The organism is Vallitalea pronyensis, from assembly GCF_018141445.1.
Taxonomy (GTDB): domain Bacteria; phylum Bacillota; class Clostridia; order Lachnospirales; family Vallitaleaceae; genus Vallitalea; species Vallitalea pronyensis.
Genome location: NZ_CP058649.1, coordinates 3,348,715 through 3,362,624 on the forward strand (window position 1 = coordinate 3,348,715; position 13,910 = coordinate 3,362,624).

At 34.8% G+C, this 13,910-nt stretch carries 15 protein-coding genes; 11 read left to right on the top strand and 4 right to left on the bottom strand.

Annotation, left to right across the window (positions count from 1 at the left end; all coding sequences use genetic code 11):
• Window positions 1-37: 37 nt before the first annotated feature.
• On the top strand, window positions 38-454 hold the full coding sequence (locus tag HZI73_RS14125; RefSeq protein WP_212694035.1) for a VOC family protein: 417 nt from the start codon (window positions 38-40) through the stop codon (window positions 452-454).
• A gap of 44 nt (window positions 455-498) precedes the next feature.
• Here the strand turns inward: HZI73_RS14125 and HZI73_RS14130 are convergent, their stop codons facing one another.
• Window positions 499-1,371 carry an AraC family transcriptional regulator gene (locus HZI73_RS14130; protein WP_212694036.1) on the bottom strand — a complete coding sequence of 291 codons (873 nt, stop codon included), beginning with the start codon at window positions 1,369-1,371 and terminating at the stop codon, window positions 499-501.
• Between the two features lie 110 nt (window positions 1,372-1,481).
• Between HZI73_RS14130 and HZI73_RS14135 the strand changes: the two genes are divergently transcribed.
• On the top strand, window positions 1,482-2,531 hold the full coding sequence (locus tag HZI73_RS14135; RefSeq protein ID WP_212694037.1) for a uroporphyrinogen decarboxylase family protein: 1,050 nt from the start codon (window positions 1,482-1,484) through the stop codon (window positions 2,529-2,531).
• A 104-nt stretch (window positions 2,532-2,635) separates the two neighbouring features.
• On the opposite strand, the gene HZI73_RS14140 is transcribed toward HZI73_RS14135, so the two are convergent.
• From HZI73_RS14140 to HZI73_RS14150, 3 genes are all read right to left on the bottom strand, one after another.
• Window positions 2,636-4,030, bottom strand: coding sequence for a carbon starvation CstA family protein (locus HZI73_RS14140; protein ID WP_212694038.1), 1,395 nt, complete (start codon window positions 4,028-4,030; stop codon window positions 2,636-2,638).
• A gap of 146 nt (window positions 4,031-4,176) precedes the next feature.
• Window positions 4,177-4,920: a LytR/AlgR family response regulator transcription factor gene (locus HZI73_RS14145; protein ID WP_212694039.1), complete on the bottom strand. Its 744-nt coding sequence runs from the start codon at window positions 4,918-4,920 to the stop codon at window positions 4,177-4,179.
• Window positions 4,914-6,614, bottom strand: a complete 1,701-nt coding sequence (locus tag HZI73_RS14150; protein WP_212694040.1) for a LytS/YhcK type 5TM receptor domain-containing protein — start codon at window positions 6,612-6,614, stop codon at window positions 4,914-4,916. The genes HZI73_RS14145 and HZI73_RS14150 overlap by 7 nt, the downstream gene beginning before the upstream one ends.
• Before the next feature lie 444 nt (window positions 6,615-7,058).
• Here HZI73_RS14150 and HZI73_RS14155 point away from each other — a divergent pair, with 444 nt between their 5' ends.
• The 9 genes from HZI73_RS14155 to HZI73_RS14195 all read left to right on the top strand — a co-directional run bounded on the left by HZI73_RS14155 (window position 7,059) and on the right by HZI73_RS14195 (window position 13,896).
• Window positions 7,059-7,319, top strand: a complete 261-nt coding sequence (locus HZI73_RS14155; RefSeq protein ID WP_212694041.1) for a hypothetical protein — start codon at window positions 7,059-7,061, stop codon at window positions 7,317-7,319.
• Window positions 7,320-7,383: 64 nt separating this feature from the next.
• Window positions 7,384-8,316 (top strand): hypothetical protein, encoded by a 933-nt coding sequence (locus tag HZI73_RS14160; protein WP_212694042.1) that lies wholly within the window; start codon window positions 7,384-7,386, stop codon window positions 8,314-8,316.
• An 18-nt stretch (window positions 8,317-8,334) separates the two neighbouring features.
• Window positions 8,335-9,312, top strand: coding sequence for a TIGR01212 family radical SAM protein (locus HZI73_RS14165; protein ID WP_246552162.1), 978 nt, complete (start codon window positions 8,335-8,337; stop codon window positions 9,310-9,312).
• Window positions 9,313-9,533: 221 nt separating this feature from the next.
• Window positions 9,534-11,045 carry an HlyD family efflux transporter periplasmic adaptor subunit gene (locus HZI73_RS14170; protein ID WP_212694043.1) on the top strand — a complete coding sequence of 504 codons (1,512 nt, stop codon included), beginning with the start codon at window positions 9,534-9,536 and terminating at the stop codon, window positions 11,043-11,045.
• Between the two features lie 28 nt (window positions 11,046-11,073).
• Window positions 11,074-11,775: a YggS family pyridoxal phosphate-dependent enzyme gene (locus tag HZI73_RS14175; protein WP_212694044.1), complete on the top strand. Its 702-nt coding sequence runs from the start codon at window positions 11,074-11,076 to the stop codon at window positions 11,773-11,775.
• Window positions 11,776-11,779: 4 nt separating this feature from the next.
• The gene (locus HZI73_RS14180) at window positions 11,780-12,277 is read left to right on the top strand and encodes a cell division protein SepF (RefSeq protein ID WP_212694045.1); all 498 of its coding nucleotides are present in this window, start codon (window positions 11,780-11,782) and stop codon (window positions 12,275-12,277) included.
• A gap of 24 nt (window positions 12,278-12,301) precedes the next feature.
• Window positions 12,302-12,580: a YggT family protein gene (locus HZI73_RS14185; RefSeq protein WP_212694046.1), complete on the top strand. Its 279-nt coding sequence runs from the start codon at window positions 12,302-12,304 to the stop codon at window positions 12,578-12,580.
• Between the two features lie 7 nt (window positions 12,581-12,587).
• Window positions 12,588-13,355 (top strand): YlmH family RNA-binding protein, encoded by a 768-nt coding sequence (locus HZI73_RS14190; RefSeq protein ID WP_212694047.1) that lies wholly within the window; start codon window positions 12,588-12,590, stop codon window positions 13,353-13,355.
• Window positions 13,356-13,365: 10 nt separating this feature from the next.
• On the top strand, window positions 13,366-13,896 hold the full coding sequence (locus tag HZI73_RS14195) for a DivIVA domain-containing protein (protein ID WP_212694048.1): 531 nt from the start codon (window positions 13,366-13,368) through the stop codon (window positions 13,894-13,896).
• Window positions 13,897-13,910: the final 14 nt, after the last annotated feature.

The following is a 13,910-nucleotide window of genomic DNA, read 5'->3' on the forward strand; positions in this document are numbered from 1 at the left end:
AGTTATGTATAACGTTATGGAGGAAAGGAGACATGCCATGAAAATCATTGATCATTTAAATCGGTATGTATCCGATGTTGATAAGTTTATTGACTTTTATAAGAACGCCCTAGATTATGCATTAATTGACATAGGCACAAAATCAGATGGGAAGAGGTATGCCATTCTTAAAGGCGATGGGCATGAGTTATTTATTTCTGAAAGAGATCTTTTCTCAATAGAAACAGTGAAGAACTTTAGACACATCGGTTATCATGTAGATGATGTAGATGGATGGTTGGATACTTTAAAATCAAAAGGATATGCCCATGAAAGTCAAGAAATTATTGTTAAACCTTTTTCAAAACAATTTTACTTAAAAGACCCTGATGGCTTTGAAATAGATTTCATACAATGGACAGATAAGCAGGGGTTCTATCGTTACCTAAGAGATAAAAACATTACATGTCAATGATTTATGCTTGTGGTTTTTGACAACAGCAGTAAGCAAACCAACAATTAACCCTTGTTTAAGGTTCTGAATGCTTTTGGACTCATGGTTGTAAAGCGCTTAAATACAGTGGCAAAATATTGGCTGGATGAAAAAGAAAGGGTATATGCAATATCGGTTATGGATTGACGGGGGTATGTTGATAAAAGTGTTTTAGCCAGAGCTATTTTTTGGCGTAACACGTATTCATGTGGCGGCATGCCACATTCTTTTTTAAATTTGGTTTTAAACCGTGTTTCTGATAAGCCAGATATCATGGCTAATTCAGCAATCGTTATATGTTGATAGATATGCTCTTCAATATAGGCTCTAACATACTTCATGGTATTTCTATAGGGCAGATCACGCTCTTTTGTCTTGCATTCAAGGGTAGTCAATAGCAGTTGTGAAACAAGGTTACGAATACGTGTCTTTTTGTATATGCAATCATCAAAAGGAACTTCTATTAATTGATCAAGTAGATCATTGAGCTTAGAATTTCCCTTAAAAATGCGTTTTTTAGGATTGGTTAACAAATCAATAATACAATTGCCTTCATGATTCCCATACCCAATAAGATCATGCTTATGTTTATCTAAATCAATAATAAAATAAAAAAAATCAGCCTTATCTTCTGGATTAGAGCCTGTACTATGGGGTTCGTTTTCAAAGGTCATGAATACCTCACCACTTTTAACAACATAATCCTCCTGAGCCACGTGGTATACCTGTTCACCTTTGATTAAATAAACAATTTCTATCATATCTGGATGAATATGTGTTTGAATAGGTTTTCGAGCCTGGGTATAATTCACTTTTGCAAGTCTAAAAGAAAATGCTTTGTCAATGGTTGAAAAATCCACCACACACCGTTCATTGGTCTCATTACGTTTGTCCATCATAATCTCCTTGGAATACTTTTTATATTTGTATGATATTATAGCATGTTACGCATTTGAAAGAAAGTCAATAAGGTGTTTGATATAATAAGAAAAAAATTGGAGGACATAACATGAATCATAAAGCGAATATGTTAAAAGCTGTGAGATTTGAAAGACCAGAGTATATTCCAATGACATTCCATATTAATGATGCCTGTTGGCAGCATTATCCCCAAGAAGAGCTCTTTGATTTAATAGAAACACACCCTTTTTTATTTCCGGATTATAAACGGCCAGAAGGACAATATATACCAGATTTTGCTCAAGTTGCAAGCAAAGATAAGCCCTACACAGATGATTGGGGCTGTCTATGGGAAACAACGGTGGATGGCATCACCGGTACGGTTACCAAACACCCTCTACAAGACTGGTCATCTTTTGAAACGTATAGAGCACCTGATCCAACAACGTGTATGGGAATTGGACCGGTGGATTGGCTGCACGTTAAAGAACACATTCAAAAAATAAAGCTAAATGGTGACTTGGCTTTTGGTGGACTACGACATGGGCACACATTTCTTCAATTATGCGATATTCGAGGATACCAAAATCTAATATTTGATATGGCCGACCAGAATCCTCATTTAAAAAAACTCATTCATATGGTTGAGGCATTTAATCTCTACATTGTTAATCAATATTTGGATATGGGTGTGGATATGATGGGATATGCAGAAGATTTAGGTATGCAAAAAGGTCCTATGATATCACCTCAGTATTTTAGAGAGTACATTAAACCTAGCTATCAGAGGTTAATGAAACCAGCGCGGGATAAAGGTGTTATTGTTCATATGCATTCTGATGGGGATTTACATGATTTAATAGACGACATCATTGATGGTGGCGTGGAAGTAATAAATATGCAGGATTATGTGAATGGCATTGATTGGATTGCTGACAAATTCGCTGGTAAGGTGTGCATTGAGCTGGATATTGACCGGCAATTTACCACACCCCATGGTACAGTTGATGAAATAGATGCACTTATAAGAGAAGAAGTGCAGAAAATTAGTAGAAAAGAGGGCGGGCTCATGATGGTATATGGCTTATATCCAGGAGTACCCCTTAAGAATGTGAAGGCTCTTATGGATGCCATGGAACGCTATGCTTTTTACTATTGATACCCCATAATTTTGGATAATATAATGGTGATGCTTTTGTGCTACCATTATATTATCCACTATTAAGCTGTATGAATCTTTTATGAAGGGCAGTCCGTTATATTTTATGCCTCTTTAACAGCATTCTTAGACTTCCATAAAAATAATGTAATAGCTAATAAAGCTGTCAATACACCAATACTCAATCCGACGGATGACGCTAATTGAAGACCTTCATCTGCAATTAAAATGTAGCTGGTTATAACGGCTGTCATAAACGTAGCAGGAATAGAGGCAACATAATGATTTTTTCTTTTACCAACTAGATAGCTTGCAGCAGCCCATAATGCAACAGTAGCTAGTGTTTGGTTAGACCAGGCAAAGTATCGCCAAATAATACTGAAATCAATGAAGCAAAGGGCGACACCTATAGCAAATAAAGGAATGGCAATTAAGAATCGGTTTCTGAACTTATCTTGTTTGAATGTTAATGCATCGGCAATGGTAAGACGAGCACTTCTAAAGGCTGTATCACCAGAGGTAATAGGACAGGCAACAACACCAATCAAAGCCAATACGCCTCCAACCTTACCAAGTAGTGAATTAGAAATGGTATTTACTACAACAGCGGCCCCTCCTGCTGCTTTTAACGCACCTGTGCTTCCGAAAAAGGCCATGGCAGCAGCAGCCCATATAAGCGCGATAATACCTTCCATAATCATAGCACCATAGAACACTTTTCGACCTTCACTTTCATTATTAATACATCTTGCCATGATTGGTGATTGAGTAGCATGGAAACCACTAATAGCACCACATGCAATGGTAATGAATAAGAAGGGAAAAATAGATTTGCTTGTAGGATGTAAATTAGCTAACTGAAGTTCAGGAATTTGATAACCTTTTGCAAATAACCCAATGATAATACCAAAACCCATAATTAATAGTGATGCACCAAATATTGGATAAATCTTTCCTATAATTTTATCGACAGGTAATACAGTAGCTAATAGATAATAGACTATAATGATACCAACCCAAGTCATGGTATTAATAGACGTTAGATTCTCAAGAAGGCCAGCAGGTCCTTTAACAAATACAACACCCACGAGTATAAGCAAGATCACCGAGAAAAAACGCATGAATGTTTTAGCACCATTTCCTAGATATTTTCCTGATATCTCAGCAATACTAGCACCACTGTTTCTAAGGGAGAGCATGCCAGAAAAATAATCATGTACAGCTCCAGCAAAAATACATCCAAATACAATCCATAGAAAAGCCACAGGTCCCCATAATGCCCCAGCTACAGCACCAAAGATTGGTCCTAAACCAGCAATGTTTAGAAATTGAACAAGAAATACCTTTTTCCAGTTAAGAGGAACATAGTCAACACCATCAGCCATTTCATGAGCTGGCGTTTTTCTGCTGGTATCAATACCGAATATCCTTTCAACAAATTTCCCGTAGAATAAATAACCTAAAATAAGGATCATAACGGCTAATAAAAATGTTATCATAAATATCCTCCCTTTAATTAAATGATATAAAAAGGATAGCATGATCAACTATTTTATTGTTGATTTTTACCTAAATAATACAAAAAAACCGTTAAGCGGTCATAATCTTAGCTTAAACGGTTATTAGGGAAAGAAACGAGATAACACTATAGATTAAGAATTTGTTTAAAGGTCTTTATTTGGCGTCGGCTGACTGGAATTTCTACACAAGAATGCTTCATTTTTACAACAAAGGTATGGTTAAACCAAGGTATGATTTTTTCTATTTTATCCATGTTAATCAAATAGCTACGATGGCATCGAAAAAAATGATGCTTTTTTAAGGTGGCTTCTAACTCGCTTAAGGTATTATGACTCTTATACTTATTAGTAGCTGTCTCAATAATAATTTCCCCATTGCTAAGGGTACAAAATAAAATATCTTCTGGTGAAATAATAGCAATACAATCCCCATCCCATACAGGAATTTTTTCAATACAGTTATGACATATAATATTATCATCAATGGGATGAAGAAGTTTGGAATAAGACCTTTTATCAAGTAGTCTTTTGATGGTTTCATCAATGCGTTGTTCATCATAAGGTTTTAGAATGTAATCCACTACATTGAGTTCAAAAGCTTTTATTGCATAGTCATCATAAGCTGTTACAAAAATTACATCCGTATTCATATGACGTTTATGAAGGTCTAAAGCAATGGCATATCCATTCAAAACGGGCATTTCAATATCAAGAAAAACCACATCTGGCTTATCATGGATAATGGCTTCTAATGCCTCAGATGCATCCATGTACATACCAATGATATTGATGTGCTTATGTTGCCCTAATAGAAAAGAAAGCTCTTGTAATGCAGGTTTCTCGTCGTCAACCAATATAACATTTAACATGAATAACTCATCTCCTTGTGTATTTTGAACGTAACAGTCGTACCCATATTTTTAGTACTTGTAATATGGAGCTGTTCATTACATGTGGTTTTCAGACGTTCATTAACATTCGTAATGCCTATACCTGATTTAGTGGATGGATTTGTTAAGATACGCCTAAGTCGATCCGGTTCTATACCTAAGCCATCATCTCTAATTTCGAAGGTAACATAATCACCATGACGGATTTTAACATAAACGTGACCAGGTCCAGTTTTGGGAAGTATACCATGTATAATAGCATTTTCAATAATTGGTTGTAAAATAAGGGAGGGAATTTGAATACAAGATTTTTCTTGAATGTCAAAATGTACATTTATTTTTTCGCCATATCTAGCCTTAACAATAGATAGATAAGATTTAATAATGGCAATTTCTTTTTCTAAAGTAATGAAGTCTTCAGCATTTTGAAAACTATTTCTTAGAAAGAAACTAAGTTCCAGCAGGAGCTGCCTAGCTTTATTAGGGTCTGTTCTACAAAAGGACACAATGGTATTTAAGGTATTAAACAAAAAATGAGGTCTTATTTGTGCCTGAAGTCTTCTTAGCTCAGCTTTACGTAGTAAGTTTTTTTGGTAATCTACCTTACTAAGTTCTATTTGTGTAGAAAAAAGGTGGGCTAGACCCTTCGCTAATTCAATATCTGTTCGCCTTATATCATGGGACGATGTTTTATATAATTTCAATGTACCAATCACATTGTTTTTTTCCATAAGTGGTACAACAATGGCTGACTTAAGGGGACAAGTTTTATCGGGACATTCAATCTGAGTTTTTTTCAGTGCAATCATATGCTTTTTATCAAGGATAGCTTTCTGGGATAAATGCGTTGTAATGAAAGAGCCTTTTTTGTGATGATCATTAGCTGCACCTACATGAGCTAATATTTTCTCCTTATCTGTTATGGCAACAGCATCCATGCCAGCCATGTCATAGATTATTTTGGCAGTTTGATTGGCAGAATCTTCATGTAATCCTTTACGAAGAAATGGAAGGGTTTTATTAGCAATGCTTAATGCTAATTGAGCTTGTATAGCTCCAGCTCGTTCACGATCATTATATATTTCTTGAATCAGTGCCAAGAAAATACCAATACCTAGAGAATTAATGATCGTCATAGGAAGAAAGATAACTTTTACAATATGTAAAGCATCAGTAAATGGTCTTGCTATTAGTAGAATCATGCTCATTTGAATGATTTCAGCAATGACACCAGTAATAATGCCATATAACCATTTTTTGTTTTTATCATGTATGTAGTTTCTAGCTAGTCCACCTATTATTCCACCAATAATCGTGGATAGACCACAAGCAATAGCCGTTAATTGACCATCAGGAATAAGCATACGATGGACACCTGCTACTAGGCCAGCGCCAAAACCCACCATTGGACCACCTATAAGTCCAGATACCACAATAGCAATAGAACGAGAATTAACAATACCACCCAATACTTCAATACCCCAATAAGTGGTGATGATACCGATACCTCCAAATAAAAGGGAGAAAAATAGTTGGTCCGATATGCTTAATTTTTCTTTCACAATGTAATTTTTGAAAATGTCAAGTTTTGTAATGAGAAAAGCGAATAGTACGATTATGCCTAAACGATTAAAAAGCAGTTGGCTTAATTCTATTAACATATTATCACTCAATTCTTTTAGTTTGTATCATACTACGGTATATAATCATTACTTTTAGCACATGAAACGACACATTTAATTTTATTATTATTTTGTTAAGAAGTAAAGGAAAAATACTGGAAATAATAGATAAGGCTTATGTCTTTATTGAAATGATAAGAAAAATAAAATATAATGAATAAATACATATGTTCATAGAAAAGAAAGTGATTGGAAAAAGATATGTAAATATTTGTAAAAAGGCTGGAAGGATTTACGTATTCATGATAGAATAGAATAAGTATGGACAACCATAAGAGGATAATGCATATTGATAAAATAAGCAACAGCTACTAGATAAGTGCAATATAAGGGGTGCACAATTATTGTCTAGTAAGATGTTTTCTGTTTATCATTATTGTTGCCCTAACATGTAAACATAAGCCATGAGCAAATAAAGGTGAAGGAGGTGACTTGTTGCATGGGTTAACCAAACGTACATATTTAAGTAAAGATCAAGTTAAGCGTGGGATATTGATAGGTGCGTATGTCCTATTATCACCATTTCTATTTGTTTTAAAGGGATTGCCGCCTCTTATATATTACCTGCTTATACTTACTTATTGTGCAATGGGTTACATGGTACTGATGCAGATTATTGACGCTGTAATTGGGCTCAATAAGCGGTTAAAACTATGGGAGTTAAGGAAACACTTACGTAAAAATAATGGATGCTAAGATGGTTAACCATTTAAGCAAAGAGGACCGTGAGTAAGACTTACTTAGAAAAGGGGAATATAAAATGATGAGGAAAGTGTATAGTGTTATTGCGATTGCAATGATTGTTATAGTAACTGTAGGTTGCAATCAAACCAAAGAAGTTATGGCAAAAAATCTTGATGTACATTTTGAATTTGTTACGGAATTAGACCAACAAGAGTATCCACATACGACTGCATATCTCATTGTTGATGCAGAACAAAAAATGACATTAAAGATTGGTGAATATATTGCTGGTTTTAAAGACGGATTATTGGATGAGAATACAGAGTGGGATACACCGCCCAATGCATTAACCAATTATTTGGGGTGGTATGGAGGGCAAGGTGTCATCCTGTCCATTATAAAAGAAGGCTCTCAATTACTGGTTAAACAGAAGCTCATTGAGGAGCAATCGGAAAACAAAGATATGCCCAGTGATGTTACATCTGTCGTTATGGACAAAGATGTGAATGTAACAGTAAAAGAGGCTGTATTTAAAGAAATGCAAACGAAAGATACACCTATCGTTGAAATAGAACCTGTAACATCAACTTACAAAGAGAAAGTGGCGCATATGGATGAATTAATGAAAAACATGGCCTTAGAAAAGGGCAAAGAAATTTCCATTATGGGCGAGTCAACAGAAGGCGGGGTTATTCAACCTTATTACCAGAAGAATGCACTTACATGTTTTGAAGTGACCCATTATGGTGAAATGGGTCGAGTTTCAAAAGCTTATTATATGCTTGAGACAGGTGTTGTTTTTATTGAAGTCACCAATTGGTTGTACAAAGAACCTCTCATAACGGAGCATGCTACAAGACAAGAGCAGTTTTATATTCTTGATAACTATAAGGTGTATATGACGGATAGAAAAATCGAGTCACTGGATGAGAGCGATGAATCCGATATTATGAATGATTATTTAAAATATAAAGATATGATTACAACAGGTAATAATAAAACAGTATAACCTGTTATAGAGTAACAGATGGAGGCAATGATGGCAGCAATGACGGAACGCTTGTACTATAAATACTCAGATTATCTAAAAGAACGTTATGGTGAGAAAGTATATAAATTACCCATAAATCTAGATTTAACATGTCCTAATCGTGACGGCACTGCTGGTTACGGGGGCTGTATTTTCTGCAGTGATGTGGGTACAGGCTTTGAAAGTTTGTCCAATCAATTATCTGTCAAAGAACAACTTGACCAAAACAAGGATTATATTGCTCAGAAATATCATGCCCACAAGTTCATTGCTTATTTTCAGAACTACACCAATACGTATATGCCTCTTGCTCGTTTTAAACAAGTTATGTATGAGGCAGTTGGCGAAGATATTGTGGAAATAGCCGTTTCTACTCGACCTGACTGCATACAAGATGATTACCTTCAAATACTTGCAGATTTAAAGCAAAAACATGGTATACACATAACCGTTGAATTAGGTCTTCAAACAGTTAATTACCATACGTTAGATAAAATTGAAAGAGGACATTCTTTAGCTGAATTTATTGATGGTGTCCTACGCATTAAACGATATGGTTTCCAAGTATGCACCCATATGATACTTAATCTGCCGTGGGATGAAGATAGAGATATCCTAGAAGGTGCTAAAATATTGGCAGCTCTTGATGTTGATCAGATTAAACTTCACTCCCTGTATATTGCTAGACATACACCCATGGCCAAGCAATACCTTAACGGGGATATTACAATTATTAGCAAAGAGGCTTATATAAAGCGTGTTGTACTATTTCTAGAACATACACAACAGCAAGTAGCTATACAACGTTTAGTTAGTCGAGCACCAGAAGAAGAGACTCTTTTTTGCAATTGGCAGACCAGTTGGTGGAAAATCAGAGATGCTATTGAGGAGCATATGATGGAAAATGGTCATTACCAAGGAAGACAATGTGGTTTTAAGAATGGTGCTACACTTACGTCAAAATTTTCCTGTTAAGCAAGCAATTAGAATACATGATCGATAAATGCATGTTAAGCCATAGTGATATACGCTTATATAGACGATTAGGACTTGCAATCTATGAATTGATTAGTGTATGATGAATGTAATGTATGGACGTTAAGGCTGTTGATATAGCCTATATGTTACATGTTACACATTGACTCTTGATACTAGAAAAATACAGCGGATGAATTTAATTAATAAGAGGTGTCAATTTGGAGGAAAATAGAAGCCATAGAAAACGTCAAAGTCACAGGAAACCCATAGAGAGAAACAGACAGGGTGAACCACCTAGAAGAAAAAAAAGGCGGCGTAATCAAAAAGCTAAAGGGTTAGGTATAGGAACGTTTATGTATCTACTGCTATTCGTATACCTTATTTATAATATTGTAACCTATGCCATGAAGGGTAGTATCCATTACGTTTCAGCAGAAAAAGGTAACATTTTTGAAGATGAATTTTTTGATGGTATCATATTAAGAAATGAAACGGTCGTTAAGAGTGCAAGTAGTGGTAGTACGAGCTTTTTTGTGCCAGAGGGAGAGAAGACCAATATTAATAACGTGGTATGCTCCATTGATTTGAATGGTGAGTTCACAAAAGAGGTACAGAAAAATCTAACCTATGTTAATGATAAGTTAGCCTATAACAATAATTTGAATGGACATGATACCATTAAAAAGACATTATATACCCATACAATGAATTATGCTCCTCAGGATTTTGATAATGTCTATGCCCTAAAAAATGGTATACAAGACACATTAACGTATATAGCCAGAGCTAAATATATCTATCAAGATGTGGATAGCAAAACATTACGTCATAAGGAGCTTCTGGAGTCACAGATAGCCAATCATGTCAATCTAGTCAAAGCTGAAAAAAGTGGTGTTATCTCATATAGGATCGATGGTTATGAATCTTTTGATCCCTTAGATCTTGACTATGAACTTCTATATAAAGTGGATACAGAACCCATGTATACTTATAAACAAGCAACAATTAAGCAAGATAAACCTTTGTTTAAAATAATTGATAATGATAAATGGTATATCGTTAGCAAAATCAACCGTGATTTACTTGATCATATAGAAGCAAAAAAAAATCAAGAAACCCTTGAAATACATATTTTAGAAAAAAATATGACCACCATTGGTAAAATTGTCTCAACCATAGAGAAAGATAAACACACATACATGGTACTTGAAATGGATCGATACTTTAATGAGTATTTGGATGCAAGAACGTTGAAGTTTCAAGTGATTTACAAACAATATGATGGGATTAAGATACCTAAAACAGCCCAAGTTGAAAAAGAATTTCTTAAAATACCTAAAGAATGTATTATGAGGAAAGGGAACTCAAGAGGTGTTTTGAAGAAAGTATTTGATGAGAAATTTGTAGGCGGAGAAAGTGCAGAATTCGTTAAATTAGATTTTTACTATCAGGACATTGAAAACAATTACTATGTCCCCATTAGTGACAATGGATTTCAAATGAATGATATCCTATCACAGGAAGATGGTACCAATTATTCTTTGAAAATTAAAGAATCGTTACCTGGTGTCTATACCATCAATAAAGGTTATGTTTCATTTAAACTCATTGAAGAAGAATATGCCACCGACCAATACTTAATTGTAAAAGCAAACACCTCATATGGCATACGTGTATATGATCGGGTTATTGTGGACTCAGAGGATATTGAGGAAGGTATGATTCTATAGCTATACATGTGGTGAAAGGATGACAATAATGGATTGCATAAAAGATAATATTGAAGACGTATTAGAGAATATTGCAAAAGCAGCAGACAAAGTTGGCCGTCAAAAAGAGGACATAACCTTGATAGCCGTATCTAAGACGAAACCTGTTCAAGATATAGAAGCAGCTTTAGCATGTCATGTTACAGACATGGGTGAAAACAAAGTACAAGAGATACGCCAGAAGTATGAAGTCTTAGGTCATAATGCTACATGGCATATGATTGGACATCTACAGACGAATAAAGTGAAATATATTATCGATAAAGTTGATCTGATTCATTCTGTTGATAGCATTAAATTAGCAGAGAAGATTAATGTGGAAGCTAAAAAAGCAGACAAAATCATCGATATACTTATTCAGCTAAATGTAGCAGATGAAGAAACAAAATTTGGTATTAAGACCATGGAACTTGATGACTTTATCCGCCAAGTAAGTAACATGTCACAATTAAGAATTAGAGGGTTAATGACCATTGCGCCATATGTGGAAGACCCTGAGGAAAACCGTGAGATTTTTAGAGAAATATCCCAATTAGCTGTTGACATAAAAAGGAAAAACATTGATAATGTTAATATGGATATTTTATCAATGGGTATGACAAATGATTACATGGTCGCTATTGAAGAAGGATCAACAATGGTGCGAGTTGGTACAGGCATATTTGGCAAAAGAGATTATAATAAGAGGTGATGATGTGTCAAAGTTTATAGATAAGATGATGGACATGATGAAATTGAATGATTATGACGATTATGAAGAAGATGGCATGGAAGAATTTGAGGACGAGGTGGCTGCTACATCTTCACAATCAGTGGCTGCATCCGATGTTAGGCATATAAAAAGCTATTCAAGCAAAAGGAGTAATCCAACGAAAGTGGTTAATTTTCAAGCGAACGTTCAGATGGAAGTAGTGGTTATTCAGCCGGAGTCTTATGACGAGGCTCAAGAAATATGTGACCACATTAAATCAAAAAAACCAGTGATTATTAATTTAGACAAGATGAACAGAGACATTGCTCAACGGATTATGGACTTTGTCAGCGGTGCTTGTTATACCCTTAACGGGAATTTACAGCGGGTAACAAATAATATCTTTATTATTGCTCCAGAGAATGTAGATATAGCAGGCAATTTTACTGAAGAATTAAAATCCAATGGTATTATACTACCATCATGGAAATCCAATGAATAATACAGACAGATAAGGAGGGATTCCATGGATTATGTTTTAAGGACGTTAGAATTATTCTTATACGCATTAGAAATACTATTATTAGTAAGGGTACTTTCTTCATGGATACCATCTGCACGCAATCATCCTATCGTTCAGTTTATTGTGCAAATTACAGATCCGTTATTAACACCCATTAGGAAATTAATCAATAAATCCATATTTGGTGGTAAAGGAAGCATGCTTGATTTTTCTCCATTAGTTGCTTTCTTGTTATTGAATGTACTTCAAAACTTAATTAACCAAGTGGCGTTAAGTTTATGAGGATTAGATGTTGAATATAAAAGATGAACAACTGGTTGTTAATCACATCATGAACAAAGGCAAACTTGCAGGTATAAAGCACTGTAATGTATTTACAGATTTTCTTACCCTCTATGAGCAAAATCTGTTCTTAGAGCGTAAACATGAGTTAAATAATATTCATTATGCATTTTACGGTGGTTATGATGATTCTGAGAGGAAAATCATAGCCTTTTATCCAGACTATATGCAAAAAAATGATCTTATCTACCCGATTGATGCAATAAGCATATACCCCAAAAACGCAAAGTTTTCGAATAAGTTAACGCACCGAGATTATCTTGGGTCCATATTAGGATTAGGTATAACGAGAGCAAAAGTAGGCGATATCTTAGTAAAAGAAAATCGAGCCATTGCTTTTGTTAATCATACAATAGCATCTTATATTCAAATGAATCTTAATCTGGTTAAACAAACGGTTGTGACAGTGGAGCAACTGGATGCTGTTCCATTAGAAATAATAAAACCTCAATATAAGGATATTCAAGGTACTGTTCCTTCTGTTCGTTTAGATGCTGTTATAGGTCTAGCTTTTCCACTGTCCCGTGCAAAAGCTGCGGCACTTATAAAGAGTAAAACGGTCTATGTGAACAGTCGTCTAATTTTATCGTCTTCCTATCAACTAGCGGAAGGGGATATTGTTTCGGTAAGAGGTATGGGGAAATTTTTACTCGATAATATTGGCAACCGAACTAAAAAAGATCGTATTTTGATTGTAGTAAAAAGATATACTTAGGAGGAAGCTTATGTTAACACCTTTGGACATAGAAGGCAAAAATTTTAAAAAAACCGTATATGGATTTGCTTCTCAGGAAGTAAAAACATTTTTAGCGGACATATTAAAAGACTATGAAAAAATATACAAAGAAAACATTGAATTAAAAGATAAAGTGAAATTGTTGAATGAAGGTATACAGTATTATAAAACCATTGAAGAAACACTTAAAAATACATTGTTGTTAGCTGAAAAAACAGCAGAAGAAACCAAAGCTAGTGCCCATAAAAAAGCAACAATTATTGAAAAGGATGCAGAATTAAAAGCGCAAGCTTATCTTGACAATGCGAGAAATGAAGTATACCGTATTAATAAGAAGAAAGAAGAACTTATTCAACAATATGATGCAGCCAAGATTCAAATAAGACAATTTTTAAAAGCCCAAATTGAGTTAACAACAACCAACTCCTTAGAGATGCATCAGGAGACGATTACGATAGAAGATATCATGAATCAAAAAACGGCGGAGGAAGCTGCGGTTGCTCAGGAAGCTGAGTTGTAGTGTTCTCTTATAAA

Bases quoted from the DNA above. Each gene is read 5' to 3' on its own strand.
- HZI73_RS14135 (WP_212694037.1), top strand. From the start codon at position 1,482: ATGAATCATAAAGCGAATATGTTAAAAGCTGTGAGATTTGAAAGACCA.
- HZI73_RS14160 (WP_212694042.1), top strand. From the start codon at position 7,384: ATGATGAGGAAAGTGTATAGTGTTATTGCGATTGCAATGATTGTTATA.
- HZI73_RS14140 (WP_212694038.1), bottom strand. From the start codon at position 4,030: ATGATAACATTTTTATTAGCCGTTATGATCCTTATTTTAGGTTATTTA.
- HZI73_RS14130 (WP_212694036.1), bottom strand. From the start codon at position 1,371: ATGATGGACAAACGTAATGAGACCAATGAACGGTGTGTGGTGGATTTT.
- HZI73_RS14145 (WP_212694039.1), bottom strand. From the start codon at position 4,920: ATGTTAAATGTTATATTGGTTGACGACGAGAAACCTGCATTACAAGAG.
- HZI73_RS14190 (WP_212694047.1), top strand. From the start codon at position 12,588: ATGTTGAATATAAAAGATGAACAACTGGTTGTTAATCACATCATGAAC.
- HZI73_RS14175 (WP_212694044.1), top strand. From the start codon at position 11,074: ATGGATTGCATAAAAGATAATATTGAAGACGTATTAGAGAATATTGCA.
- HZI73_RS14195 (WP_212694048.1), top strand. From the start codon at position 13,366: ATGTTAACACCTTTGGACATAGAAGGCAAAAATTTTAAAAAAACCGTA.
- HZI73_RS14125 (WP_212694035.1), top strand. From the start codon at position 38: ATGAAAATCATTGATCATTTAAATCGGTATGTATCCGATGTTGATAAG.
- HZI73_RS14185 (WP_212694046.1), top strand. From the start codon at position 12,302: ATGGATTATGTTTTAAGGACGTTAGAATTATTCTTATACGCATTAGAA.
- HZI73_RS14165 (WP_246552162.1), top strand. From the start codon at position 8,335: ATGGAGGCAATGATGGCAGCAATGACGGAACGCTTGTACTATAAATAC.